This is a genomic window from Sutcliffiella horikoshii, from assembly GCF_019931755.1.
Lineage (GTDB): Bacteria > Bacillota > Bacilli > Bacillales > Bacillaceae_I > Sutcliffiella_A > Sutcliffiella_A horikoshii_E.
On record NZ_CP082918.1, the window covers coordinates 2871010 to 2897417 of the forward strand.

Annotated in this window: 26 protein-coding genes and 1 other annotated feature; all 26 genes read right to left on the reverse strand. The window is 41.1% G+C overall.

Features of this window, described 5'->3' with window-relative positions; all coding sequences use genetic code 11:
• Positions 1–52 precede the first annotated feature (52 nt).
• The 26 genes from K7887_RS14840 to K7887_RS14965 all read right to left on the reverse strand — a co-directional run bounded on the left by K7887_RS14840 (position 53) and on the right by K7887_RS14965 (position 26403).
• Entirely contained in the window at positions 53–1174 is a 1122-nt protein-coding gene (locus tag K7887_RS14840) for a Nif3-like dinuclear metal center hexameric protein (RefSeq protein WP_223493665.1), read from the reverse strand.
• Positions 1158–1877: a tRNA (adenine(22)-N(1))-methyltransferase gene (locus tag K7887_RS14845; protein WP_223490246.1), complete on the reverse strand. Its 720-nt coding sequence runs from the start codon at positions 1875–1877 to the stop codon at positions 1158–1160. Before K7887_RS14845 ends, K7887_RS14840 begins: the two co-directional genes overlap by 17 nt.
• A gap of 115 nt (positions 1878–1992) precedes the next feature.
• The gene (gene cccA, locus K7887_RS14850; RefSeq protein ID WP_010196297.1) at positions 1993–2364 is read right to left on the reverse strand and encodes a cytochrome c550; all 372 of its coding nucleotides are present in this window, start codon (positions 2362–2364) and stop codon (positions 1993–1995) included.
• 387 nt (positions 2365–2751) lie between these two features.
• Entirely contained in the window at positions 2752–3891 is a 1140-nt protein-coding gene (locus K7887_RS14855) for an acyl-CoA dehydrogenase family protein (protein WP_223490248.1), read from the reverse strand.
• Between the two features lie 148 nt (positions 3892–4039).
• Complete coding sequence (locus K7887_RS14860; RefSeq protein ID WP_223490249.1) at positions 4040–4567, reverse strand: hypothetical protein; 528 nt, start codon at positions 4565–4567, stop codon at positions 4040–4042.
• A 126-nt stretch (positions 4568–4693) separates the two neighbouring features.
• Complete coding sequence (rpoD, locus tag K7887_RS14865; RefSeq protein WP_010196287.1) at positions 4694–5818, reverse strand: RNA polymerase sigma factor RpoD; 1125 nt, start codon at positions 5816–5818, stop codon at positions 4694–4696.
• 45 nt (positions 5819–5863) lie between these two features.
• Complete coding sequence (gene dnaG / locus K7887_RS14870) at positions 5864–7678, reverse strand: DNA primase (protein WP_223490250.1); 1815 nt, start codon at positions 7676–7678, stop codon at positions 5864–5866.
• Positions 7679–7709: 31 nt separating this feature from the next.
• On the reverse strand, positions 7710–8180 hold the full coding sequence (locus K7887_RS14875) for a YaiI/YqxD family protein (RefSeq protein WP_010196275.1): 471 nt from the start codon (positions 8178–8180) through the stop codon (positions 7710–7712).
• A gap of 669 nt (positions 8181–8849) precedes the next feature.
• Positions 8850–9659, reverse strand: coding sequence for a pyruvate, water dikinase regulatory protein (locus K7887_RS14880; RefSeq protein WP_223490251.1), 810 nt, complete (start codon positions 9657–9659; stop codon positions 8850–8852).
• A gap of 14 nt (positions 9660–9673) precedes the next feature.
• The gene (locus K7887_RS14885; protein WP_223493666.1) at positions 9674–10303 is read right to left on the reverse strand and encodes a transcriptional regulator CcpN; all 630 of its coding nucleotides are present in this window, start codon (positions 10301–10303) and stop codon (positions 9674–9676) included.
• A gap of 193 nt (positions 10304–10496) precedes the next feature.
• On the reverse strand, positions 10497–12578 hold the full coding sequence (gene glyS / locus K7887_RS14890; protein ID WP_223490252.1) for a glycine--tRNA ligase subunit beta: 2082 nt from the start codon (positions 12576–12578) through the stop codon (positions 10497–10499).
• Entirely contained in the window at positions 12571–13458 is an 888-nt protein-coding gene (glyQ, locus tag K7887_RS14895; RefSeq protein WP_148987640.1) for a glycine--tRNA ligase subunit alpha, read from the reverse strand. Before glyQ ends, glyS begins: the two co-directional genes overlap by 8 nt.
• Positions 13459–13724: 266 nt before the next feature.
• Positions 13725–13902 (reverse strand) — a binding site (T-box leader).
• 40 nt (positions 13903–13942) lie between these two features.
• A complete protein-coding gene (gene recO / locus K7887_RS14900; RefSeq protein WP_223490253.1) occupies positions 13943–14719 on the reverse strand; it encodes a DNA repair protein RecO in 777 nt (258 codons plus the stop codon).
• Between the two features lie 111 nt (positions 14720–14830).
• The gene (locus tag K7887_RS14905; RefSeq protein ID WP_082380828.1) at positions 14831–14971 is read right to left on the reverse strand and encodes a YqzL family protein; all 141 of its coding nucleotides are present in this window, start codon (positions 14969–14971) and stop codon (positions 14831–14833) included.
• Between the two features lie 146 nt (positions 14972–15117).
• On the reverse strand, positions 15118–16035 hold the full coding sequence (era, locus tag K7887_RS14910; protein WP_223490254.1) for a GTPase Era: 918 nt from the start codon (positions 16033–16035) through the stop codon (positions 15118–15120).
• Positions 16028–16426: a cytidine deaminase gene (locus K7887_RS14915; RefSeq protein ID WP_223490256.1), complete on the reverse strand. Its 399-nt coding sequence runs from the start codon at positions 16424–16426 to the stop codon at positions 16028–16030. The genes era and K7887_RS14915 overlap by 8 nt, the downstream gene beginning before the upstream one ends.
• A gap of 110 nt (positions 16427–16536) precedes the next feature.
• Complete coding sequence (locus K7887_RS14920) at positions 16537–16932, reverse strand: diacylglycerol kinase family protein (RefSeq protein ID WP_223490257.1); 396 nt, start codon at positions 16930–16932, stop codon at positions 16537–16539.
• The gene (gene ybeY / locus K7887_RS14925; protein WP_399208470.1) at positions 16907–17380 is read right to left on the reverse strand and encodes an rRNA maturation RNase YbeY; all 474 of its coding nucleotides are present in this window, start codon (positions 17378–17380) and stop codon (positions 16907–16909) included. The genes K7887_RS14920 and ybeY overlap by 26 nt, the downstream gene beginning before the upstream one ends.
• Positions 17377–19590: an HD family phosphohydrolase gene (locus tag K7887_RS14930; protein ID WP_223490258.1), complete on the reverse strand. Its 2214-nt coding sequence runs from the start codon at positions 19588–19590 to the stop codon at positions 17377–17379. Before K7887_RS14930 ends, ybeY begins: the two co-directional genes overlap by 4 nt.
• Positions 19591–19668: 78 nt before the next feature.
• Entirely contained in the window at positions 19669–20634 is a 966-nt protein-coding gene (locus K7887_RS14935; RefSeq protein WP_168864381.1) for a PhoH family protein, read from the reverse strand.
• 3 nt (positions 20635–20637) lie between these two features.
• On the reverse strand, positions 20638–21825 hold the full coding sequence (gene yqfD / locus K7887_RS14940; RefSeq protein ID WP_223490259.1) for a sporulation protein YqfD: 1188 nt from the start codon (positions 21823–21825) through the stop codon (positions 20638–20640).
• A 15-nt stretch (positions 21826–21840) separates the two neighbouring features.
• Positions 21841–22125, reverse strand: coding sequence for a sporulation protein YqfC (gene yqfC, locus K7887_RS14945; protein WP_010196237.1), 285 nt, complete (start codon positions 22123–22125; stop codon positions 21841–21843).
• 565 nt (positions 22126–22690) lie between these two features.
• The gene (locus K7887_RS14950; protein WP_223490260.1) at positions 22691–23308 is read right to left on the reverse strand and encodes a hypothetical protein; all 618 of its coding nucleotides are present in this window, start codon (positions 23306–23308) and stop codon (positions 22691–22693) included.
• Positions 23309–23383: 75 nt separating this feature from the next.
• Positions 23384–24373 carry a flotillin-like protein FloA gene (gene floA, locus K7887_RS14955; RefSeq protein ID WP_223490261.1) on the reverse strand — a complete coding sequence of 330 codons (990 nt, stop codon included), beginning with the start codon at positions 24371–24373 and terminating at the stop codon, positions 23384–23386.
• Positions 24374–24393: 20 nt separating this feature from the next.
• Complete coding sequence (locus K7887_RS14960; protein WP_399208476.1) at positions 24394–25731, reverse strand: NfeD family protein; 1338 nt, start codon at positions 25729–25731, stop codon at positions 24394–24396.
• A 228-nt stretch (positions 25732–25959) separates the two neighbouring features.
• Positions 25960–26403, reverse strand: a complete 444-nt coding sequence (locus K7887_RS14965) for a GatB/YqeY domain-containing protein (protein ID WP_010196220.1) — start codon at positions 26401–26403, stop codon at positions 25960–25962.
• Positions 26404–26408 lie beyond the last annotated feature (5 nt).

Sequence of the window (26408 nt, forward strand, 5' to 3'; positions counted from 1 at the left end):
CCCCTCACCAACAAAAAAAGAAACGACCCAAAAAGGATCGTATCTCCAAACATCACATAAAAGTAAATGGATCTGTATTCGTTTCAGAAACTAAAACCTCAAGCTCCCAATTCTTCTCCTGCACGGCCTTTTCCAACAGCTGCGCTACACCTTTTTTCATAATCTTTTCAGCATAGTGCCCAGGGTCGACCACGTTCAATCCGATTGCCATGGCATCGTGTGCGGTATGGAAATAAAGATCTCCTGTCACATACACATCCGCTCCGGCGAATTTTGCAGCATGGATATATTTATTCCCGTCTCCACCTAATACCGCTACCTTCTTAATCTCACTGTTCAAATCTCCGACCACACGGACATTTTCCACTTCAAGTCCTTTTTTTACATGAGAGACAAAATCAGCTAACGACATTCCTTCTTTCAACTTTCCGATCCGCCCCAAGCCAAGTGATTCCATTTCATTTTCAAGCTTGTATACATCATAAGCTACTTCCTCATATGGGTGAGCTTTAAACAAAGCCTTCAAGACACGTTTCTCAATAGAGATTGGATATACAGTTTCCACCTTCATCTCTTCGACTTTTTCAAGCTGTCCTTTTTTTCCTATGAAAGGGTCTGTCCCATCTAGAGGAAGAAAACGCCCTTCCCCTTCCGTCGTGAAAGAGCAGTGACTGTAGTTTCCGATATGTCCTGCTCCTGCTTCACCTAGAGCCTCTAAAAGCGTTTCTGCGTGAGACACCGGAACAAATACGCTCAGTTTGCGAAGTTCTTCTTGGTAAGTCGGCACCAATACGTTTACATCCTCAAGCTCTAGAGCGTCAGCTATCAGGTCGTTGACGCCTCCTTGGGCCACGTCAAGGTTCGTATGCGCCACATACACGCTGATATCATTCTTGATGCATTTCGTGACGATTTTCCCGGCAGCTGAGTTATCAGTGACAGTGGGAAGCGCCCGGAAGATTGGCGGATGATGAGCGATAATCAAATTAACATTTTGGTCTATTGCCTCGTCCACCACCTCTTCAAGAACATCAAGCGTCACCATTACTTTATGGATTGGTTTATTTAAAGTACCAATTTGAAGACCGATTTTATCCCCTTCGACTGCATATTTTTTAGGGGAAAACTGTTCGAACCACTCGATAACCTGTAACCCGTTAACTGTTTTCAAAATCCAGTTCCTCCTCTACCAGTCTAATTTTTTCGATAAGTTCTTTTCTTTTTTGTTCATTCGCCTCTGTTTGTCCGGCTGCGTCGAGCTGAGCGACTATTTTTTTCCAATGCGCAAGCTCATGTGTCCATTTTTGTACAAAAACATCATTACGCTCCTTCGCAAGAAACGGTCCTACAAGCAAATACGCATCTTTTTTTTCTGAGTAAGGCTTTTCACTCTCGCCACGTTCTGCCACTAGAATCTCATAGATTCTTCCGTCATCAAGTAAAATTTGTTCTGCAACAAGTTCCCATCCATTTTCAAGCAGCCATTCTCTGATCTTTTTTGCACCTATATTCGGTTGAAGAATAAGCGTTTGAACTCCTGCCAGTTTATCCTTACCCTTTTCAAGAATAGATTGAATCAGGGTTCCACCCATTCCGGCAATGGTGATACAAGTAACTTCATTGGGAGAGATTACTTCTAACCCATCCCCTTTCCTTACTTCGATGACCTTATCTAATTCTGTTTTACGAACCTGCTGGATGGCAGATTGAAATGGACCTTCTACCACTTCTCCGGCAATTCCTCTTTCAATCATTCCCTGCAAATAAGCATAACAAGGCAGATATGCATGATCTGAGCCGATGTCTGCCAATATACTGCTTTTGGGGATAAAAGAAGCTACTGCTTCTAAACGTTTTGAGAGTTTTAATTCATTCATGTCTGTTTCCTCTTTACTTATGTATTTGAATTCCTTTGTAACAAGTATAAAAAAAAATCCTTCACAAATGCAAAGGATCTTTTATATGTGTAACATTTTGCTAAAAAAACAAATCTTACTCTTCGCCCTCTTCACTTTGAGCGCCGTTTGCCAGCCACTCAGCTAGAACTTCAGCTTCTTTAGGTGTAGCCAGGTTAGCAGGCATAGAGCCTTGTCCATTAACAATAACGTTTTGGATCTCTTCTTGGGATAGACGGTCACCAACATCTGTCAATGCAGGTGCAGCTCCTGCCCCTTCCAAGTTACCGCCGTGACAGCCGATACAAGAGTTTTGTTGGTAAAGCTCTTCTGCAGACAATTCTACAGTTTCATCTTCACCGGATGCAATTTTTTCAGCCTGATCAAGTCCAACGAAAGATAATAGGAACATTAGTCCAAGACCTAATACCGCGATAAATGCAAAAGGAATAAGCGGATTACGATTCATGCTATTCAAACCTCCTTATGTACATGTACGTGTGTCTTATCTTATACAAGCACTCTCTATTTTACTTTATATTTTACTATAGGAAAAGACTTAAATGCCAACTTCTCTCTTAAATTCACAGTTTAGACAAAAACCTTCATCATGAAAGATGAAGGTTTATATGTTTGGTGATTATATTGTACCTCAAAATATGAAAAGTGATGTGTTTTTGGGAAAATAATTTTGTTGCTGTTATGACTCCGTTGTTGATTTCCGCAAATGGCTTCGCTTTCCTAGGGGCGCTGCTGGAGCCTCCTCGGCTACGCCTGCGGGGTCTCCACCTAGCACTATCTCCCTCAGGAGTCTTCGCCTTTTGCTCCAATCAACAACTAGAATGTCTCAGCTACATTAAATCCCCAAAGACCTTGCGATGACCATTCTTTGTACTTCGGAGGTTCCTTCGCCGATTTCTAGGAGTTTTCCGTCGCGCATGAAGCGTTCTACGTGGTATTCTTTCATGTATCCGTAGCCGCCATGGAGTTGAACAGCTTGATCTGCTATTTCCATGCACACTTCAGATGCATATAGTTTACACATGGATGCTTCTTTGGAGAATGGCCTTCCTTGATCCTTTAACCAGGCAGCTTTGTAAACCATGGTTCTAGCAAGTTCGAGTTTCATGGCCATGTCCGCCAGTTTGAATTGGTTAATCTGAAAACTTGATAAGGATCTACCAAATTGTTTTCTTTCTTGAGAGTAAGCGAGCGCTCGCTCAAAAGCAGCCTGAGCAATCCCTACAGCCATTGCACCAATTCCGATGCGGCCTCCATCAAGGGTAATTAAGAACTGTCTGAACCCTTCTCCGCGTTTTCCTAGAAGGTTTTCCTGTGGTACACGCACATCTTCAAGAACTAGTTCTGTCGTATTGGAAGCGTTAAGGCCCATTTTTTCATAGTTATCAATCACTTGAAACCCTTTGGCATCTGTTGGAACGATGACCGCAGAGATTTCTTTTTCATTGCCTTTTTGTGCAGTAATAGCCGTTAAAGCCAGATGCTTTGCGTAAGAAGCATTGGTAATGAAACACTTGTTGCCATTGATGATGAAATCTTCACCGTCTTCTACAGCAGTTGTTTTAGTACCTCCTGCATCAGAACCGGCATTGGGTTCGGTCAATCCGAAAGCACCGAGTGATTCGCCTGTACAAATAGGTACAAGGTAATTACGCTTTTGCTCTTCCGTACCGAATAGGTTAAGCGGTGCCCCGCCTAATGATACGTGTGCGGAGTAAGTAATACCAGTTGACCCACAGGCTCTGCTCAGCTCTTCCACCACAATGGCAAAGCTAACCGTATCCGCCCCTGCTCCTTCATATTCTTCTGGGAACGGAAGTCCCATCATTCCTAATTGTGACAACTGTTGAAAAACTTCAACAGGGAATTTTTTATCCCGATCTCGTTGGAGAGCCCCTGGTGCAACTACTTCATCTGAAAACTCCCTAATTGTTTTCTTAATCATCGCTTGTTCTGACGTTAAATCAAAGTTCAAAATCTTTCCCCCCTTGTTGTTTGGAAAACATTAGCAAGAGCTAGTTTTTCTCTTCCATCCTATTACGTATTGAATACGCTTTCATTTTTATTATAATGGATATGAGGGAATTTTCACAACTTTTAAAAATGCCGAAATTATCAAGAAGTTACACCAGTATAATATTTGCAACAAATAAAACCAACGTTACAATGGCTGAAATATTCAAATAGTACCATTTTTTCATGTAACCGATAATAAACCACAAAACCGTCTGAAAAGTGATGACAATAAAGGTTAACGGCAACTGAAACGATAAAATTTCAAGGGATTTTATGGAAAGAATAAGTATAAGCAAAGCAGTTACAAAGACTGGTATATGTATGAAAAATTCTTCTTTTCGAAAAACAAAATATCCGAATAAGGAAAGAAGAACAAAAAAAGTTACCAGGAGCATTTGCAAATGAACTGGCATTTCAGTAAAATAAATGACAAGAAATGTTATTGGAACTAGTAAAGAAATCAGACATGCAAATAAGAAAGAAAATACCTTTCTTCTTCCTTTAGAAGTATGTTTCTCGCCTTCTCCTTCTGTGTAGAGCGCCATCAAATAATCACAATATTGATCTGGCAGGAGACGATTTCTTTTCCAATACTCGATTTCCTGGATAATGGTTTCTTTTCGCTGTTTATTCACTAGGTTAACACTCCAATTACAGGTGTAAATATTAATAACTGAATATTATAAAAGTATTGAATTGCAAAAAAAGAGAAATAGCTTACTCTTTTTAAGAAAAAGCAAACTATTTCCATATGCCTGATTCTATTCAAGAAAATCTTTCAGACGTTTGCTGCGACTAGGGTGTCTCAGCTTACGAAGTGCTTTAGCTTCGATTTGTCGGATACGCTCTCTTGTTACTCCAAAAACTTTCCCTACTTCTTCAAGAGTGCGAGTACGTCCGTCGTCTAAGCCAAAACGCAGTCTTAATACATTTTCTTCACGGTCTGTGAGTGTATCAAGAACATCTTCCAATTGTTCTTTCAACAATTCGTATGCCGCATGATCGGAAGGCGAAGTTGCATCTTGGTCTTCGATAAAGTCTCCAAGATGAGAATCATCCTCTTCACCGATCGGCGTTTCAAGTGAAACAGGTTCCTGGGCAATCTTAAGTATTTCACGTACTTTGTCCGGTGTTAGATCCATGTCTTCTGCAATTTCTTCCGGAGATGGTTCGCGCCCTAAGTCTTGTAACAATTGGCGTTGAACACGGATAAGTTTGTTGATGGTTTCCACCATATGCACTGGGATACGAATCGTTCTCGCTTGGTCAGCAATTGCACGGGTTATAGCTTGGCGAATCCACCAAGTTGCATATGTAGAAAACTTGAACCCTTTACGATAATCAAATTTTTCTACCGCTTTAATCAGACCCATATTACCTTCTTGAATCAAATCGAGAAACAGCATTCCGCGTCCAACATAACGCTTGGCTATACTTACAACTAGACGAAGGTTGGCTTCTGCAAGTCGACGTTTCGCCTCTTCGTCACCTTCTTCGATTCGGTTTGCAAGACTGATCTCTTCCTCAGCGGATAGCAGATCCACACGTCCGATTTCCTTTAGGTACATTCTAACCGGGTCATTAATCTTCACACCAGGCGGTACAGTTAGATCATTCAGGTCAAACTCTTCTTCCTTAGCTAGTTGCTGCGTGTTCGGGTCATCATCAGATCCTGCTTCACCGATGATTTCCACACCCTGCTCACCAAGGTATTCGTAGTATTCATCCATCTGATCGGACTCTATTTCAAAGCCAGCCATTTTCTCGGCTATCTCCTCATAGGTTAGGACACCACGCTTTTTACCTACTTCGGTTAGTTGTTCTTTTACTTGTTCGATGGTCAATTCTGTTTCCATCTCTTTTGATTGTGCTGATTTTTCAGCCATCAACTGTCCCCTCCTTCCAACATTGAACGCGATAAAGAGGTATATTTATTGTTTTAACTCTTTTTTCATTTGGATTATTTCCATCGCGATTTGTGCAGCACCAAGATAATCATTTTGTGCTTCTGCTTGTTTCTTATCTTGCTCTTTTTCTTTTATTGTTAACAATTTTGGATAATTAAACACCTGTTTCATATAATCATGTAGCACTGCATCACTTAATTCTTCCTCAAGTGTAAGCATCCCCAGTTCAGAAATGATCTTCTTGAGCGATTGCTCAGGGATACGCTCCATGAATATACTGATATTCGGCTCATAGCCTTCTTCGTAGAAAGCATACAGATAGGTTGCAATCGCACGATGCTCTTCAATGATAAAGGAGCCTTCAATCGAAGCTTGCACCTTTTCGGATACTGCCCTATCTTTGAGCATATGTGCCAGCAAATAGCGTTCTGCATTTAAATAAGCCGGTTTTAACGCTTGCGTGAAGATTTTGGGCTTGTTAGGTATATTTATTCTATTCTGGTCGTTATAATCCTTTTTTTGCATTAAAGATTTATACACTTGAAACTGCTGCTGCTTTAAAGCGTCCAAGGAGATGGAAAATTCATCAGCTAATTGACGAAGATAATGATCCCGTTCCACCGCTTTGGTCAGCATGCTGATCTCTTTCAGAACATCTTCTACATACCGCATCCGTTCGCCTTCGTCTTTCATGTTCCTGCCTTTACGTAAGTACCTGAGCTTAAATGCCATGAACGTTAAACTTGCCCCTATTACATCCTGCTTAAATGAGTCTGATCCTTTACTACGGATATAGTCATCAGGGTCCATTTTATCTGGCATCATGGCAATTCTTACGTAACATCCATGTTGAATAAGGATGTTCGCTGCCCTGTAAGCCGCTTCTATCCCGGCATTATCACCGTCATAACAGATGGTGACATTTTCAACATGCCTCCTAATAATGCGGGCTTGATCTTCTGTTAAAGATGTTCCCATCGTTGCAATTCCATTAGGCAACCCCGCTCCATCCGCAGCGATGACGTCGGCAAATCCTTCAAAAAGGATCACCTGTTCCTGCTTTCTTATATGGGGACGGGCCTGATGGAAATTGTAAAGAATTTTACTTTTATTAAAAAGTGGGGTCTCTGGTGAATTCAAGTACTTCGGTTCACCTTCTCCGAGCACTCTCCCAGAAAAGGCAATAACATTTCCTTTATGGTCATGTATCGGAAACATGATTCGGTTTCTGAAACGGTCAAAATATTCAGCTGTATGCTCCTTCTCAATCAAAAGACCAGCCTTCTCCAGCAGCTGCTGGTTGTAGCCCCTTTTCGTAAGGAATTTCAAAGCAAAGTCCCAACTGTTAAGTGCATAGCCAACACCGAATTTCTTTAACGTTTCGTCGGTGAAACCTCTACCTGTCACATAATCATATGCTTCCTGGCCTTCTTTTGTATTTAACAGTAAATGATGGTAAAATTTATGCAATAGCAAATGTGCATCCATCATCCATTTCGTTTCTTTCGACTGGCCTGTTTGTTCTGTTGCAGTATATTCTGGCACTTCCACTTCCACATTGGAGGACTTGGCAAGTTTTTGAGCAGCTTCCACAAAACTGACGCCATCGATCTCCATGATGAAATTGAAAGCATTCCCACCTGCACCACAACCGAAGCAGTGATAGATTTGCTTGTCTGGGGAAACAGAGAAAGAAGGAGTACTTTCACCATGGAAAGGGCAAAGTCCGAAATAATTACGACCTTGCTTTTTCAATTGCACATATTCACTTATTACATCAACAATGTCGGTAGACTGTCTGATTTGATCAATTGTTTGTTCAGGAATTCGATAATTCATAACAACACTCCGTGACTTACTATTTCTATCTCTATTCGGGAATTCCTGCAATTTTCGACAAAGTTTTTTTAAGTGATTGAACAAATCTTTCTCTGTCTTTCATCGAGAAAGCTTTCGGGCCCTTGGAATAGTTCCCTTTTCTCCGTTCTTTCGCAGATAGAAATCTCATATGCAAGCTCAACTCCATTTCACTCTCTTCATACTGTTTTCCACGAGGAGTGAGAACATAAACGTTTTTGGACACAAGCATGCTTGCTAGACCAATATCTTGAGTGACTACTACATCATCCTTCTTTGCATGATTCAAAATATAAAGATCTGCAGATTCTTTTTCATCATCCACATAGACCCAATTTCCTTCAGTTTTATTGGTCATGACATGGGAGTAAGAAGCTACGTAGCACACATCAACTTTATATGTATGACTAATTCTACTTATTTCTTCTTTAACAGGACACGCATCTGCATCCACCAAAATAATAGGTTTGCGATTATTTTGCATGTTAAATGGTTTCTACATCCCTTCCCAAAAACCTTCTTTTTTCGATATGTTTTTTGTAGTTGTCGAACGAAACTGTTATATTGCCCTTGACTTATAGCTATTTTTAGTTTATTCGATAATCCATCACTCTAAACCCTATCGAGGAATTTTTTATCACAATTTTTTATTATAATATAAACTATCCAAATTGACTACTGTTTCACATCGAATAATAAGTAATCAAAAGTCATAAAAAAAACTGGGCAAAAAACCGCCCGGTCCTATAGTTGATTGTTTAATCGTCGCTGTTGATTTCCGCAAATGGCTTCGCTTTCCTAGGGGCGCTGCTGGAGCCTCCTCGGCAAGCCTGCGGGGTCTCCACCTAGCGCTATCTCCCTCAGGAGTCTTCGCCCTTTGCTCCAATCAACAGCTATAAATTACGAGAACGAAAAGTTAGCTTTTCCAACTAACCTGTTTAAATGCCTTTTATAACCTTAAGTGAATAAAGAAACTTTGTTGATTGGAGTGTAAGGCGCGCAGACGCCCGCGGGAGGAAGGGACAGGTGAGACCCCGCAACGAAGTGAGGAGGCTCACGGACCGCCCGCAGGCAAGCGAAGCGCCTGGAACGGAAATCAACAGGCTTTTATGCTTTCTTACCCCTAGAAAAAGAGCACTCCTAAAAGCGCTCTTTACTTTAAACGGTTATTATAAATGTTAGAGATAAGATTAGCCGTTTCTTCTACGGCCTTATTCGTAACATCTATCACGTCACAACCTATTTTATTTACGACTGTTTCAAAAAATGCCAACTCTTCTTTTATTCTTTCAAGATTGGCATAGGCAGCTTTATCATTTAGCCCCAATGCTTTCAATCTTTCTTTCCGAATGTCATTTAGCTTTTCGGGCGAGATCTTCAGACCGAAGCATTTTTCAGGATTCACTTTAAAAAGTTCTTCTGGTGGATCTACCTCAGGAACGATTGGTACATTGGCCACCTTCAGGCGTTTATGGGCCAAGTACTGTGATAAAGGCGTTTTAGACGTTCTAGAAACCCCCACTAACACGATATCCGCTTTTATGATTCCCCTTGGATCTCTTCCATCATCATATTTTACCGCAAATTCCACTGCTTCAATTTTTTTGAAATAATCATCATCCAACTGTCTTACCAATCCAGGTTGGTACTTAGGCTTAACGCCGTATTCCTTCTCCATTAAGTCCACAAGCGGTCCGATGATGTCATAGACCTGGACGCCTTCCTTCATGGCCAGTTCCAAAAGATGCTTCCTCATTTCAGGGACAACGAGTGTAAAAGCGATGAGACCCTGATTAAGTTTTGCGATCGAGACTACTTCTGAAAGTGTTGCAATGTCTTCTACGTAAGGAATCCTTTTGAGATGGAAGTTAGCCCCATTAAATTGGCTGATCGCCGCTTTTACTGCCAACTCTGCAGTTTCTCCGACTGAATCAGATACGATATATACGGTACGTTTCTCCATGATTCTCCTCCAATCTAGATAATTTCATCGTGTGCCAAGGCAACCAGCACTTTTGTAATATTCGTTTTTGTAATTCTACCGACTACTTCATAGCCTTTATCCGTTTGCTTAACGACTGGAAGAGCATCTATTTGTTTTTCAATCAGTTTTTTTGCTACATCAATAATCAAGTCTTCTTTAAAGCAGTACGTTACATTAGGCATTCGGGTCATTATTATATTAACCGGTATGGAAGTCAGCTCCTGCTTTCCGATGCTGGCCCTTAAAAGGTCCTTTCTCGAGAGCACTCCCACAATGATGGAGAAGTTGTCCACTACAAAAAGGGTTCCCACGTCTTCTAGGAACATGGTGCAGATTGCATCATAAACGGAAACACTCTCATGGACAACAACCGGTATGGATTGGTGGTCATTCACCTGAATCTTATTTATCTTGTCGGATAACAATTGCGATCCTGTTTTTCCGGTATAGAAATAGCCGACACGGGGGCGGGCATCTAAATAGCCGGCCATGGTTAAAATAGCTAAATCGGGACGAAGGGTTGCCCGTGTCAAGTTTAGTTGATCGGCTATCGCTTCTCCGGTAATCGGTCCTTGTTCTTTGACTATTTGCAAAATAGTTTCTTGCCGCTTATTCAGTTCGATTTTTGTTCACCACCTATTGGGTTAATAGATAACTCTATTGTGTTATACTTTATGTATAAATAATATATACTAATTATACTGATAAACAGAAGAATTGGAAAGAGGCTGACTAAATATTGTGAGGATTGCATTAGTCAGCCTCTTTCGTGTGTTTAACTATTTTACCATAGGGTTATAGGTTTGTCTTTTTTAATCACTTAACGATGATTCCATTAACGTTTCCGAAAATGGAGATAACCTTAGCCATATCGTCCATAAGGGCAAGGCGATTTGTTTTGATTGCTTCATCATCTGTCATGACCATGATGTTATCAAAGAATGCATCAATGTCAGGCTTCAAGGAAGCAAGTTCTTCATACGCTAAGGAGAAATCTTGGTCTGACGCAGCACGGAGTACAAGATCTTTTTTGTTGTTATATTGTTTATAAAGCTCTTGTTCTTCCGCTTGGCTTAGCAAGTTCTCTTGTACTTCTGCAGAAGCAGTTGCCTTCTTGGCAATATTGCATACACGACTCAATGATTCCATCGTTTCTTTAAAGCCTGCTTCGTTTTTCTTCGATTCAAGCGTTTCTGCTTTTTTAACAGTGGAGCAAACATTTTCAAGCGGAAGCTCTAAAATCGCCTCCACAATATCGTAACGTACGCCGCGCTCGGAAAGATTGTTCTTCAGTCGTAATTTAAAGAACACTAACAGATCTTCCATGATTGCATTTGCGTCTTTCTTTGCGATTCCTGCTTCTGCATAGCGCTCTACTACTGAGTGCATGAACGTTTCTAATGAAAAACTCCACTTTTTGTTCAAGATTGTTTGAATGATTCCAGATGCCTGGCGTCTTAACGCATAAGGATCCTGTGAGCCTGTAGGGATAACACCAATAGCAAAGAACCCTACAATGGTATCCATCTTTTCAGCAATACTAAGGATTGCACCTACATCAGAGGAAGCTGTTTGGTCTTCTGCAGAACGAGGCATATAGTGCTCATTGATCGCCTTCGCAACGATTGGGCTTTCACCCTTGGCCAACGCATACTTTTCCCCCATGATTCCTTGAAGTTCCGGGAATTCATAAACCATATGGGATACTAAATCAAACTTGTAAATGGAAGCTGCACGTTTTACATGCTTTTGCGTTTCATTGTTCACATTCACACCGTTCGCCAGTTCTGTAGCAATGGTCTGAACACGCCTCACTTTATCTCCGGTTGTTCCGATTTCTTCATGGAATACGATTTTATCCAGCTTTTTAATTGCATCTTCGATAACAAGCTTCTCGTCTTCCTTGGAGAAAAATGCTGCATCAGAAAGCCTTGCACGCAATACTTTTTCATTCCCTCTTGCAACATTATCCAAATTCTCGTGGTTACCATTTCGTACAGTTACGAAATAAGGCAGAAGAGTTCCCTCTTCACTCTTAACAGGGAAATAACGTTGATGCTCTTTCATAGATGTAATCAGTACTTCTTCCGGCAGAGTGAGATATTCTGATTCGAACGTTCCGAACAATGCCGTTGGATATTCCACCAGGTTGTTCACTTCTTCTAGCAAGTCTTCATCCACAGGGATGTTCCAACCATTTTCTTCCCCAATTATCGACAGTTGTTTTCTGATTGCTTCTTTTCGTTCCGTTGCATTGACTATGACATAGTTAGACAGCAGCTCTTCCACATAACTGCCGGCGTCTTTTAATTCCACTTGCCCCCCAAGGAAACGGTGCCCAGTAGATACTCGGTCCGATTTTACCTTTGCAATCTCAACGGGAATAACTTCTTCACCGAATAGAGCAATCAACCATTTAATTGGTCGAACATATCTTAAATCTTCATCAGCCCAACGCATATTTTTTGGAAAATGAAGGCTTGTAGCCACAGAGGCGATAGTACTTAAAATTTCTTTCGTCTCTTTCCCTTCTACATGTTTCTTAACATGCACATATTCCACTCCGTTGATCTCTTTAAAATAGATATCTTCAACTGTCAGTCCTTGACCTCTTGTAAAGCCTTGGGCAGCCTTTGACCACTCACCGTCCGCTGACAGGGCAACCTTTTTGGCAGGTCCTTTTGCTTCTAGAGTAACATCTTCTTGTCGTTCTACAAGGCCTTCAATTAATACTGCAAGCCTTCTTGGAGTAGAGTAAGCATGAATGTCATCATAGGCCAACTGGTTTGTTTCCAGCCAAGATTTCACTTTGTCCTGAAGCTGATTCATGGAATCCGTTACAAAACGGGCTGGCATCTCTTCTAGACCGATTTCAAATAAAAAGTCTCTCTTACTCATTGGTGCTCTCCTCCTTTTTCAAAATTGGGAAACCTAGCTTTTCTCTTTCCTCATAGAAGGTTCTTGCCACTTTACGCGCTAGATTTCTTACACGACCGATATAACCAGTTCGTTCGGTAACACTTATAGCGCCGCGTGCGTCCAATTGGTTGAATGTATGGGAGCATTTTAATACATAATCATATGCCGGGTGGACGAGACCATGGTCCATCTGGCGGTGCGCTTCTTTTTCATAGATATCAAACAAAGAGAACAGCATATCCGGATCGGATGTTTCAAATGTATATTTAGAGTGTTCATATTCCGGTTGAAGGAAAATATCACGAACGGTGAATCCTTCTGTCCATTCTAGGTCAAATACATTTTCTTTGTCTTGGATGTATGATGCAAGTCGCTCAATACCATATGTGATTTCTACAGAAACCGGTTTGCATTCAATTCCACCGACCTGTTGGAAGTATGTGAATTGGGTGATTTCCATTCCGTCCAGCCAAACTTCCCAGCCAAGTCCTGCTGCCCCAAGCGTTGGAGCTTCCCAGTTATCTTCTACAAAGCGGATGTCATGTTTTAGCGGGTCTATTCCAAGTTTCTTGAGTGATTCCAAGTATAGTTCTTGGATGTTGTCTGGTGATGGTTTCATGATTACTTGAAATTGGTGATGTTGGTACAGGCGGTTTGGGTTTTCGCCGTAACGGCCGTCTACCGGTCTTCTGGATGGTTCGACGTATGCTACGTTCCATGGCTCTGGGCCGATGCTTCTTAGGAATGTATATGGGCTCATTGTTCCGGCACCTTTTTCTACGTCGTAGGCTTGCATGAGGATACAGCCTTGTTCTGACCAGTGGTTTTGCAGGGTCAGGATCATGTTTTGGATGTTCATTTTGACACCTTCCTTTTTTAGTTGTTGCTGGTGACTCCTTTCGATTTCCGTTCCAGGTGTTCGCTTTCCGCGGGACGGTGCTTGAGCCTCCTCACTTCGTTGCGGGGTCTCAACCAACCGTTATCCCCCGCAGGAGTCTCACACCTTGCACTCCAATCTACAGGGAAACTTATTCAACTTTAAAGCCACCACTAATTCTGATTTTCATTTGTTGGCTGGAGGACGAAAAGGAGAACCTCTTGTCTCTATGCCAACTGTGTTGTCAGCATAGGGACGAGAGGTTCTCCCGCGGTTCCACCCTATTTGTAAAAAGGAATAGCCTTTTTACCACTTTATCCGTATTGCTCCAGAACGCCTTCCTTATCTCTTGATTCCCTAGCTCACACCATCCTAGGTTCGCTTTAATCGAGTTGGATAAGTACTACTTTCCTTCAACGCAATCTTTATAGATGTAATTGGATAATAAATGATTTTTTTTGCAAAGTCAATCAGGTTTATCTTTTTTTTCAGGAAGATTCGCTTTTAAAGAGCCTATTTGCTTTAGAAAGCGTTTGGATTTTAACATTATCCCAGAATATGCTTCATAATATTCGTCGATAATGAATCGCAGCTCTTTTCTCGTTTCTTCTTTTAACGAAAGGTTCCCTATTCTATTCAAGTCATAGTAGTAAAATGTCCGTAGAAGCCGTAGCGTAGCAGGGGAAACTTTAATTAGATAGGGGTCTTTATGAAAGCATCTGTTGCAAAGGAAGCCGCCCTCTTTTATGGAAAAGGCAAAGCTCCCTTCTGTTGCACCGCAAGAAGCACAACGATTTAGTTCGGGTGTAATGCCGATAACATCACACATTTTCATTTCAAAAATGAATGTCAATATTTCAGCATCAAAGCCATCGTTGATATAATGCAACACCTGATAGAGCAGGTCATATAGTGCTGGATTTCGTTTTCCTTCATCTGTCGTCCTGTCCATTAATTCCACAATGAAAGAAGCATAGGCTGTCAGGAAGATATCCTCTCTGATCGATCTCATGGAGTCCATGATTTCACCTTGCTGGAGACTTCCGAGTCCCGTTCCCCTTTGGAAGACGAAGGTGGCATGGGAAAACAGCTGAGAGACAGCGGTAAATCGGCTGCTTGGCTTGTTGGCACCTCTTGCCATTACCCCTACTTTCCCCAGCTCCTTTGAGTAAATGGTAACAATCTTATTATTTTCACCATAGGCATTTGTTCGAATGACAATGCCTTCACATTTATGTAGCAAATCGTACACCGTCCATTTTTCTGGCTTTTATTAATTGTACGGTTTACAAAATAAAAAGGCAATCTACAACACTTACGTGTGTAAACTGCCTATATTATTGGTCATCTGTCATTATGAAATTGGTAAGTCACGATTAGCTAGTTCTTCTGTCTGTTCGGGTAAATCGCCATTCTCTTTCTCAAGCTCTTTGAAAAGAAGATAGGTATCAATATTACCTGTTTCTTTAAAGACCTTCCAGGTAAAATCCAACATTGTAAACTCCACCCTTTCTGTAGTAAAGACCAGCATGCCTATTCCAATTCCTATATGACTATGATGACCGTAGAAGGGTCAAAACATGTTAGATAAATTTTGTAAATTAAATGCTACGAATTGACTATTCCCGCTCGTCTTCCCGATTAGTATTCGTTCTCATTAAAACCAAAATCTCTAAGTTGCGACTGCTTGTTACGCCAATCTTTCTGGACTTTCACCCACAATTCCAAAAACACTTTGGACCCCAGTAATGCTTCAATGTCCACTCTGGCTTTTTGTCCCACTTCTTTTAAGACTTTTCCTTGTTTTCCAATGACTATCCCTTTTTGTGAATCACGCTCCACTACAACTGTAGCCTGGATATCGACCATATCCTTATTTTCGCGCTTCTTCATGGAATCAATTGTTACAGCAATGGAGTGAGGAACTTCTTCTCTTGTTAAGTGAAGCACTTTCTCCCTGATCAGCTCAGCAACAATAAAACGTTCCGGATGGTCTGTAACTTGGTCGGCCGGATAATACTGGGGACCTTCTGGTAGGAATTTCTTAATTTGATCTAGTAAAACTTCTACATTGTTACCTTGCAAAGCAGAAATCGGAACTATTTCTTTGAATGGATACAACGCTTTATAAGTTTCCATCAAGGGTAGCAGGTCATCTGGATGTACTTCGTCAATTTTATTTATTACCAAGTATACCGGGGTTGAAGTTTCCTTCAGCTTCTCAATAATAAATTCATCGCCTTTTCCTAAACCTTCTTTTGCATTGATCATAAAAAGAACTAGATCGACTTCTTTTAACGTATTTTGCGCCACCTTCATCATAAAATCGCCAAGCTTATGCTTTGGTTTATGGATGCCTGGTGTGTCGATGAAAACGATTTGTGCATCGTCTTGCGTATATACACCCTGAATTTTATTTCGAGTTGTTTGTGGTTTGTCACTCATTATCGCAATTTTTTGGCCGATTACCCTGTTCAAAAACGTTGATTTTCCAACATTCGGCCTGCCAATGATGGAGACAAACCCTGATTTATAGTTTGTAGTAGTGTTGTTATGCATCTAAATCCTCCGGTGAAAAGGCTCCAGGCAGTAGTTCTGCTACTGTCAATTCCTGAATATCACCGTGAAGGTTTGTCAGGATCACTTTCGTTTCAGGTGCACACAGCTCCGATATAACTTGACGGCAAGCTCCACAAGGTGGAACAGGTCTTTTCGTGTCAGCTACAACAGCAATTGCATCAAATTGTTTGATACCTTCTGAATACGCTTTAAATAGCGCTGTTCTTTCTGCACAGTTAGTCATACTATATGCAGCGTTTTCAATGTTGCATCCGCGATAGACCTTACCGTCTTTTCCTAATAATGCCGCGCCTACTTTAAACTTGGAGTAGGGTACATAAGCCATTTCTCTTGCTGCTTTTGCTTCTTGGATTAAAGCTTCGATGTTCACAGTTACTCTTCCTTTCTTCTGTAAGCTTCGGGTGCGCGTACTTATATTTTACCTTAATTCGCTTCTTAAATCACCCTTAAATTTTAAAAAATTTTAAATTTTCAATTTATTTATAGATAAGCCACAATATAAGGGCCAAATAAGATTACACCAATTATAACAGAGATACAAGCAAAAACTAAGGCCGCAGAAGCAGCCACATCTTTTGCCGTTTTTGCAAGAGGGTGAAACTCCTCTGTTACAAGATCCACCACATTTTCAATCGCAGTATTGATAATTTCAATGACAAACATTCCGCCAATGACGAGAAAAAGAATGAGCCACTCTACTTTTGTAATCTGAAAAAACAAGGACATGCTTATCATCACGACAGCTGTGAAAACATGGAATTTAATGTTTCTTTCCGTTCGAAGGACAAACCTTAATCCCTCAAAAGCATATAAAAAACTAGAAGTAAATGAACCTCGATATCCTTTACGATTACGATCGCGTGAGTCCATAGGCATCTAAGATTTCTTTCTGTTTATCAAACATTATTTTTTCATCTGTTTCATTTTCATGATCATAACCCAGCAGGTGCAACAGACCATGCAGAGCAAGAAAACCGAGCTCGCGTTTCACAGAATGACCATATTCTTCCGCTTGTTCTTCCGCTTTTGGAATGGAGATGATGATATCTCCAAGCATACGAGGTGCATCTTCGTCATAATGGATTTCGATTTCTCCCTCACCCATCTCCTCCATAGCGAAAGAAATGACATCTGTAGGACGGTCCTTATCACGGTATTCACGATTGATTTCCTGAATTCTTTCATTATCCACGAAGGTAACGGAGAGTTCAGCACCGGCTTGAATAGACTCTTTATCAGCAGCAAATTTCAATAAATCTTTAATATCTTCCCACTGCTCATCTGTCAGTCTTGATGTTTCATCTAACATATCGATTTCGATCATGATTCTTCTTCCTCTCCTTTCGGGTACTCAATTCTTGAATGGAAAATACCTTGTAACGTTTCACAGAAGGACTTGCCTATTTCTTCAAGTTCTTTAAAAGTTAAATCACAGTCACTGTATTGTCCATCCTGAAGACGGTCTTTAATGATAGCCTTTACAATTGTCTCAATTTTATCGGGAGTTGGGTTATTCAATGACCTTACCGCCGCTTCAATGCTGTCGGCAGTCCCTACTATCGCCGCTTCTTTAGAAGTAGCTTTTGGTCCAGGGTAGCGATATTCTTCTTCTTTAATATTTTCGTTTTGTTCTTTGGCTTTATGATAAAAGAATTTCAATAGTGTTGTACCGTGATGTTGTGCTGCAATATCAACAATCTCTTTTGGCATATTATGATCCCGGAGGATTTGAGCCCCGTCGGTTGCATGGGCAATAATAATATTTTTACTCGTCTGAGGTGGAAGTTTATCATGAGGATTCGCCCGGCCCATTTGATTCTCAATAAAATAATGCGGCCTTTTTGTTTTGCCTATATCATGATAATAAGATGCAACCCTTGCAAGCAATCCATTCGCACCGACTGCCTCACAAGCTGATTCTGATAAATTGGCCACCATTACACTATGGTGATAAGTCCCTGGTGTCTCCATTAAGATCTTCCTCAGCAATGGATGATTCGGATTGGACAGCTCAAGCAACTTCATCGTTGAGAGCATTCCAAAGCCCACCTCAAAGAATGGAAGAATCCCAATAGTCAGAACCGCTGAAACAACGCCAGACCCGACTGCCATTGTACCATTGATACCAAGGTCCAATAATTCATTCATTCCAGTGAGGTCCCTGTTGGTCAATAGTACTAACGCAATGACCGTCACCACATTAATAAAGGATACAAACAGGCCTGTCTGAAGGATGGTAAGTCGTCTGTTATGCTGGTTCAAAAATAATACCGATGCTACTGCTGAAATAATCAAGTATGACCCTACTGTATAGTTCATAGTCCCTGGAACCATATTAAAAATAAAACTTCCACAAATCCCAAATATGATACTTGAAAAGATGGCAATTCGATCGTTAATCAGCATTTTTATAAGCATGGCACCCATCGCAACCGGTGCAATATAGCCGATTTCCGTCGTATTCAAAGTTTGAAAGAAACTAAAGATTTTCAATAAGATTAATGTAATAGAAAAGATTAATAAATACATCGTCAAATACGTATTTTTGCTGTGGATCGTTGTATCGATGTTTTTAAATAAGTAAACCAGAGCAAAGATCATCAACCCAATGATGATAATTAAACCCGCATACGGTGCAAGATTGTCTGATTGATTGACAAATCCTGCTACAGTAAGAAGCCTATAAATTTCTCGGTCAATAAATTGGCCGGCCTTTACAAGTGTATCCCCCTGTGATACCCGTACAGGTTCAACCGCATCGATTGCCTGCTGCCTCTTTTCCTGTGTTTGAGCGGAATCATAAATAACATTTGGGATAACAGAAATACTCGAAATATTAATGATAACACTTGGAACATTTCCTGATTGTGAAAGCTCTGTTCTTGCAAGGTTCTTTGCTTCACTCGCATCTTCGACTGTATGTATATCCCGAGACATCGCATTATTAATTGCCGTGACTGATGCATTTTTATACCTAGTGAGGTCTGCTTCCTTTGAACCAAGTAAGAATAGCAGATTTTCATCTTTCAGTTCATCTTCCCAACGGTCTGGAACTTGTCCTTCAAGCGCTTCTTCTAGGAGCTTCAACTTTTCCGCATCTGTAAGCATTATAGGCTCAGGGTCTTCTTGTGACTCCGCGGAGTCCCCTTCTTCCTCAGCGGGAGGCGAAGTTTCCGGAACCTTTTCAAGTTCCGCTATTTTATTTTTAGTTTCAATCAGCACTTCAAAGAAGTTTTCGACCCTTGCAATTTGCTGATATGCTTTATCCTTGTCCCTGATAAATTGATCGGGCACTTTATCTGCCGCTTCTTTTCTGAGCAGTTCCGTGGCTTCTCTATCTTCAAAGCTATGAGGTGCCACAATTGTTTTTTCCGCATTGCTGAATAGTTGTACATTTATCTTCTCGGGCTTCACATTACTGAACATAATGCCAAACATGATAAGTCCCAACAGTACATAAATAATGACATGGTAAAACTTAAAGGCCTTCAAGTGTTGAAAAGAAATTTTCCAGGATTTCGATTTCTTTTTCACTGTTAATTGGCTCCCTCCTTAAACGACATCCCCAAAAATAAAATCCTCTACAAGTGAAAGAGCCCCATTTAAGGGGCCTTATTTTGATTCTAACTTTTCGTAGGCATCGATAATTCTCGCTACCAATGGATGACGGACTACATCTGATTGTTCGAGTTCGATAAATTGGATGCCTGATGTATTTTTCAAGATATCCCGCACCACTGCCAGGCCTGACTTCATCCCTTTTGGCAAATCCACTTGGGAGATGTCACCTGTAATGACCATTTTCGACCCGAAACCAAGCCTTGTCAGGAACATCTTCATCTGGGCGGCAGTAGTATTCTGCGCTTCATCCAAAATGACGAATGCATCGTCCAATGTACGGCCCCTCATATATGCCAAGGGAGCAATTTCAATGGTCCCTCTTTCAATTAACCGTTGGGTATGTTCAGAACCAAATACATCGTGCAGTGCATCATACAATGGGCGTAAATATGGGTCCACTTTCTCTTTCAAATCTCCCGGAAGAAAACCCAAGCTCTCCCCGGCTTCTACAGCAGGACGAGTAAGGATTATCCGTTTCACCTGACCATTTTTTAAAGCGGTAACGGCCATAACCACGGCTAAATATGTTTTCCCCGTTCCTGCAGGACCAATCCCGAAAACAAGATCTTTTTTCCGTATTGCAGAAACATACTGTCTTTGCCCTAATGTCTTAACTCGAATGGATTTACCTTTTACGTTCTTTGTTAACTCTTCATCATATAATTCTTGGAAAGAGTGCATCTTGTCTTCTTTAGCAAGTTGTATGGCATAGATGACGTCTCTCTCACTTATTGTGATGCCTTTTCGAATGACTTCCAGTAAATTCTGAATGACGCTATCCACCATTTCCACCTGTTTGACGTCACCGGATACGTTGACCGTTTCGCCGCGAGTCACAATGGATACATTCAATTCTTCTTCAATTCTCTTCAGGTTGACATCTTGGTTCCCGAAAAGAGCAATTGCTTCATTTGGATTATTTAGTTGTTGATTCATCATCACTAGTTCTTCTGACATTCATTAGTCTCCTTGAATAATTGGTTCGATTTTTACAATATTTTCAATGACTTGGTAATGTATATCTACACTTACTTTACCATTCTCCTTATGAGTGCGCAAAACTTTTTCACCTTTTATCTCTGCATCTTCACCCAGATTGGAAAGTACCTGATCTCTACCGATCTCCAAAGCCTGCTCGATGACTTCTTCGTCATCGTAAATCCGCTCCACAATTTCTTGTTCATGTACGGTTTTTCCAACATAGGATATAGGCAATTTCCATTTCCAGAAATAAAATGGCCGCTCCGCTTCATATTCCTCCTGCCGTTCGAACTCCTCTTGGAAGAAACCCCAAACCGGAATCTTCACGCTACCCACTTTCATATAGTGCTTATTGTTAGCTTCTCCGGTCAAGACCGGGAGAGTGGTCTTAATAGGTACATCCACACTAGTAAGATACCATGTTTCCCCAAGTACCTCTCCTATGGCTGCTATCGATCGTTTGTTGTCTTCTCTGCCGATTAACCCTGAAACAAGTACTTGTCCTTTATCAACATAGTCATTTACCTGAACGAGTGGTTGTCCTTTTTCCACATAAATTTTTGCAACCATTGCCTTTTTCTTTGCCACCAAGCTTCTTGGGCTTAATGATTCCAACTTTTCAGGTTCATTCTTTTCTACAACTTCAAAATGGTAGGATGTCCCATTTAAAACAACACCAATCCAAGTAATTTCACTTATTGTGTCCGTTAAATAGCGTTGAATACTTTCCACATCTTGAATGAAAAATTGAAACTTTCCTTTTTTGACACCAAGCTTGTCTAATTCTTGCATAATCTTATGCTCTGTAGCTGGCTCTGCACCTTTAATTTCAATACTCCAGACCATATTAGATAATAGAAAAACGGTAAGGAAAGCCGCGATAATCCCAACGATCAATCCACTGTTTTTTAGTGAATATTGAGTCAAAAAAGGCAATCCTTTTCTCGTAAGAAAACGAAATTTGCAATCCTGCTTCTTTATCAATTGCCTTAGTCTACGGACATCCTTTAAAAGCACATGACATGTATAAGCTTCTTCTCCCATTTTCTTCACTTGCCATACCTGTATGCCGTTTCTTGTGCAGTCATTGAGAAATCTCTCCACACCATTACCATGAATAATAATTTTTACGGTACCAGAAAAAAAGTTCATCCATTGATTTTTCATGCGTATCCTCCTAATTTATTCTTCCAGATACATCACTTGACTTATTTTCCCTTCAAGTAAAATTTCTTCTGGCAGGATGGTCCTGATTACAAAGGAATCTCCTTTAACAAGTAATTGACCCTGCTTTAAAAGCAAGCGAATTTCCTTATCGCTAAACGTTAATAAACCTCGGTGATTTTCAATATATATATGTATTTGTCCAATCATTGTAATTCTCGGCAGATCCATCATGACATCTGCGGGTAATTCCATATTGTTGGTGATCCAATTATTCATGCGGGAACGAAACTTCTTGAGCATGGAAAAACCCCCTTTCCTTTCATATGTATGAAGAAGGAAGAGGGTTTAACACAGAATTTTTCAGGGGCGAGAGGGTGAGGAGATAATAAGAATAACCCGGTAAAACCATCCGGTCCTTTTTGACTTAAAACATTTGTTATTGGTTAATAGCCGCTGTTCCTTTCCGCAAATGGCTTCGCTTTCCGTGGGGCGACCTTGAGCCTCCTCGCTTCGCTGCGGGGTCTCAACATTGCCGCTACTCCCCCACAGGAGTCTCCGCCATTTGCTCCAATCCACAGCTGAAAAACAAGAATTCTTAACGTTAATGCTTTATCAGTTAACCCAGTTAGATGCCATTACACAAACCCTTTAGTGAATGAAGTCACCTTGTTGATTGGAGTGGAAGGCGCGTAGACGCCCGCGGGAGGAAGGGACAGGTGAGACCCCGGAGGCGCAAGCCGAGGAGGCTCACGGACCGCCCGCAGGCAAGCGAAGCGTCTGGAACGGAAATCGACTGTACTTTCTGCTTTCTTAATATAAAAAATCCCTGCACAAAGTATCCTTTATGCAGGGATTATCAAATCGCTTATTTTCTTTTTGAAAAATGTTCTGTATAAACAGGACGATGTGGGTTCCTTGAGCGAGGTTGGCCCAGAATTTCTGACCACATGACCCCTTCCACCACTCTGTTTGGCTTTATGCGGTGACGGGAAGAAACAACTTTCCCTTCTGAAAGTTGAAGTTCCTGTTTTAGAATCGGACTGTCCTTGGAAATTTCTTGTCCTTTTATAGACAGTTCCTTTACTTCATCTTTCATTTGCTTCTGAATCGTGGTAACTTGTTCTTTATTTTGCTCCACTTTTTCGAGATATGGGTTCACTTTTTCCCGGACTTTTTGCTCCAGTTCTTCAAGCTTCCCTTCTCCAAAGATGTCTATATCCCAATCGAAACGAGGCTTATCTTCCCGCTTAGGGGCTGGAGCGCTCTCTCTCCGATAATCTTCATAATCTTCTTGCCTTTGGGATGCCTGTGTGACAGTTTGCTGGCGTTGGCGTTGTTTTTGCCTTTGTTGTTGCTGCTGTTTTTGCTGCTGTTTTTGCTGCTGTTCTTCTTTTTTGTCCCCTTTAAAAAGGGTGGAGAAGATACCAAGCAGCACAAAAATTAGCCAAGGCGCCTGCTGAAGGATATCAAAAATCCATTCCATTTGCACATCATCCTCCCTTCCTTAAAAGGAGTTGCAGGAAAAGAGCTAATTCTTTTCCTGCTTATTCTTTCTTGCTTACTTTTCACCGTCTTCTGGGCTATCTGTCAGTTTGCCGATAGAATCTCTCATATCCGTATCAGCTGTAATGTTCTTGATATTCATATAGTCCATTACTCCGATGTTGCCAGAACGTAATGCTTCTGCCATCGCAAGTGGTACTTCTGCTTCTGCTTCCACAACTTTTGCACGCATTTCTTCTACGCGAGCACGCATTTCTTGTTCTTGTGCAACGGCCATTGCACGACGTTCTTCTGCTTTTGCTTGTGCAATTTTCTTATCCGCTTCCGCTTGGTCAGTTTGTAATTCTGCTCCAATGTTTTTCCCGATATCAATGTCCGCAATATCAATGGACAGGATTTCAAATGCTGTACCTGCATCCAAACCTTTTGATAAAACAGTTTGGGAGATCATATCAGGGTTTTCAAGCACTTTCTTATGATCTTTAGCAGAACCGATTGTACTTACAATACCTTCACCTACACGGGCGATAACTGTTTCTTCACCAGCACCACCGACAAGGCGTTCAATGTTTGCACGAACAGTAATACGAGCTTTTGCTTTCACTTCAATTCCGTCCATCGCCACACCGGCAATGAAAGGTGTCTCAATAACTTTAGGGTTAACAGACATCTGTACTGCTTCTAATACGTCACGGCCTGCTAAATCAATCGCTGCCGCACGCTCGAAAGTCAATTCGATGTTCGCACGTTGTGCCGCAATAAGTGCGTTTACTACACGGTCAACATTACCACCTGCTAAGTAATGACTCTCTAATTGGTTCGTTGAAACCGCTAAACCTGCTTTATGCGCTTTAATTAACGGGTTGATTACACGACTAGGAATAACACGTCTTAATCTCATCCCTACAAGCGTGAAAATACTTACTCTAACCCCAGCTGCCAATGCAGAAATCCACAGCATAACTGGTACAAATGTAAGTAATACAGATAAAAAGATAATCCCAAGAACAACTGCTAATAAAATAATTAAAGTACCTGGATCCATAATAAAATTCCTCCTAAATATTATTCAACAGAATGGATTTCCCGTACGACAATACGAGAGCCTTCCGCTTTTACAATTCTCACTTTTTTGTTTGCTCCTATAAAGTTCCCCTCTGTGACAACATCAATTCTTTCTTCGTTGATAACAGCGGTTCCTGCAGGCCTTAGCGGTGTCATTGTGACGCCTTCCTGCCCTACCAATTCAATCCTGGATACATTTGATACATATCCTTGCTCTGTATTGGTGGAATCACGGAGTACTATCCGGTCAAACAATCGAATCTTCTTACCAAATACCGTAAACAACAATACCATCGCAATAATCGTTACAAGCATAGCAATCAATAAGGATAACCCCATTCCTGCAATATCATCTGTTGCCAAAAAGAAACTCGTCACTACAGCACCAAGGCCAAGTATTCCAAGTATCCCTCCCGGCACAAAGAGCTCTAAGACAATGAGCACGACTCCTACCACAAATAGAATGATTGTTTCCATTCCTGCAAGCCCTGCCACCATGTGTCCGTAAAAGAATAACAATAAGGCACTGATTCCCATCGCACCAGGAATGCCGAATCCCGGGGAGTACAGTTCAAGTACCAATCCAAGTGATCCTATTGATAAAAGGATTGGAACAACAACGGGATTGGTCAAAAATCTTGCTACATTTTCGGCAAATGTAACTTCTGAGGTAACAACCTCGGCATCCTCATAGCCTAATTCATTTAGTAAGGCTTCCAGATTAGCTACAGTTCCTTCTGAATATCCTACTTCAAGCGCAGAAGACGCTCCAAGCGTAACAAGGTCCCCTTTAGGTGCCCCAACGTCAGGAAGATCTAAGTCTTTATCTGCCATCCCAATCGCATATTTGGGATCACGATCATTAGATTCCGCTGCATTTTGCATTTCTCTTAACCAAAAGGATTGTGCTTTATCTTCTGCTGCACTTCCATCTCCGGTAATAACAGCCGCTGCTCCCATGGAAGCGTTCGGTGTCATGTAGATTTCGTCAGCATATAAAGCCAAATAAGCTCCTGCAGACAATGCCTGACTGTTGACAAATGCAACTGTCGGGACGGATGTCCCTTCGAATTTATTCGCTATCTCCGTGGCTGCATCGACCAATCCACCCGGTGTATGGATATCAAAGACTATCAAGTCTGCTCCATCGTCCTCAGCAGTTTGTATGGACCTGTTAATAAAAGACAAAAGTCCCTTTTCAACCGTTCCATTTACCGGTATAACATGAACAAGCTTCTCGGCACTGCTCGTGTGTGATGGTAAAAGCGGTAATGCCGATAAAATAAGTGCAAGTACAAACGCGCTAACATAACTAATTCGAAGAACTTTTTTCATCATGTCCTCCTCTCCAAAACCTTTTCATATTTTATAATCACCGTATCCAGTATGTAATACGCACGAAAAACCTTAAAGTTTCACTATGGTGAATTTTTTTTGAATGTAAATTTAAAAGTGTGGCGGATATGTGAACAAAAATGAATGTGAAGGAGTTGAAAGGGATTTTCTAAACAACTTGCTTTACTTAAAAAATAGCACCTTACATAGGTAAGGTGCTATTTTGGGTTTTTATGAAAGATGTTGTTGTACAAGTTTGTTAACAAGGCTACCGTCCGCTTTGCCTTTAACTTTAGGCATAAGTGCTCCCATTACTTTACCCATGTCAGCTTTCGAAGTAGCGTTCACATCAGCAATCGTCTGTTGGACGATTGCTGATAGTTCGTCTTCTGATAACTGCTCAGGCATATAATGTTCAACTATTGCAATTTCACCCTGTAATTTATGAACCAAGTCTTCACGACCGGCTTTATCAAATTCTTGGAGGGAGTCTTTACGTTGCTTTAATTCACGAGACAATACGGTAAGTTCTTCCTCTTCAGATAAGTCTCTGCCGTGCTTGATCGATTCGTTCTGAATCGAAGACTTAACCATTCGGAGTACGGAAAGCTTCTCTTTGTCCTTATCCTTCATAGCTTGCTTAATATCGGTATTTAAACGCTCGAGAAGACTCATTCTTA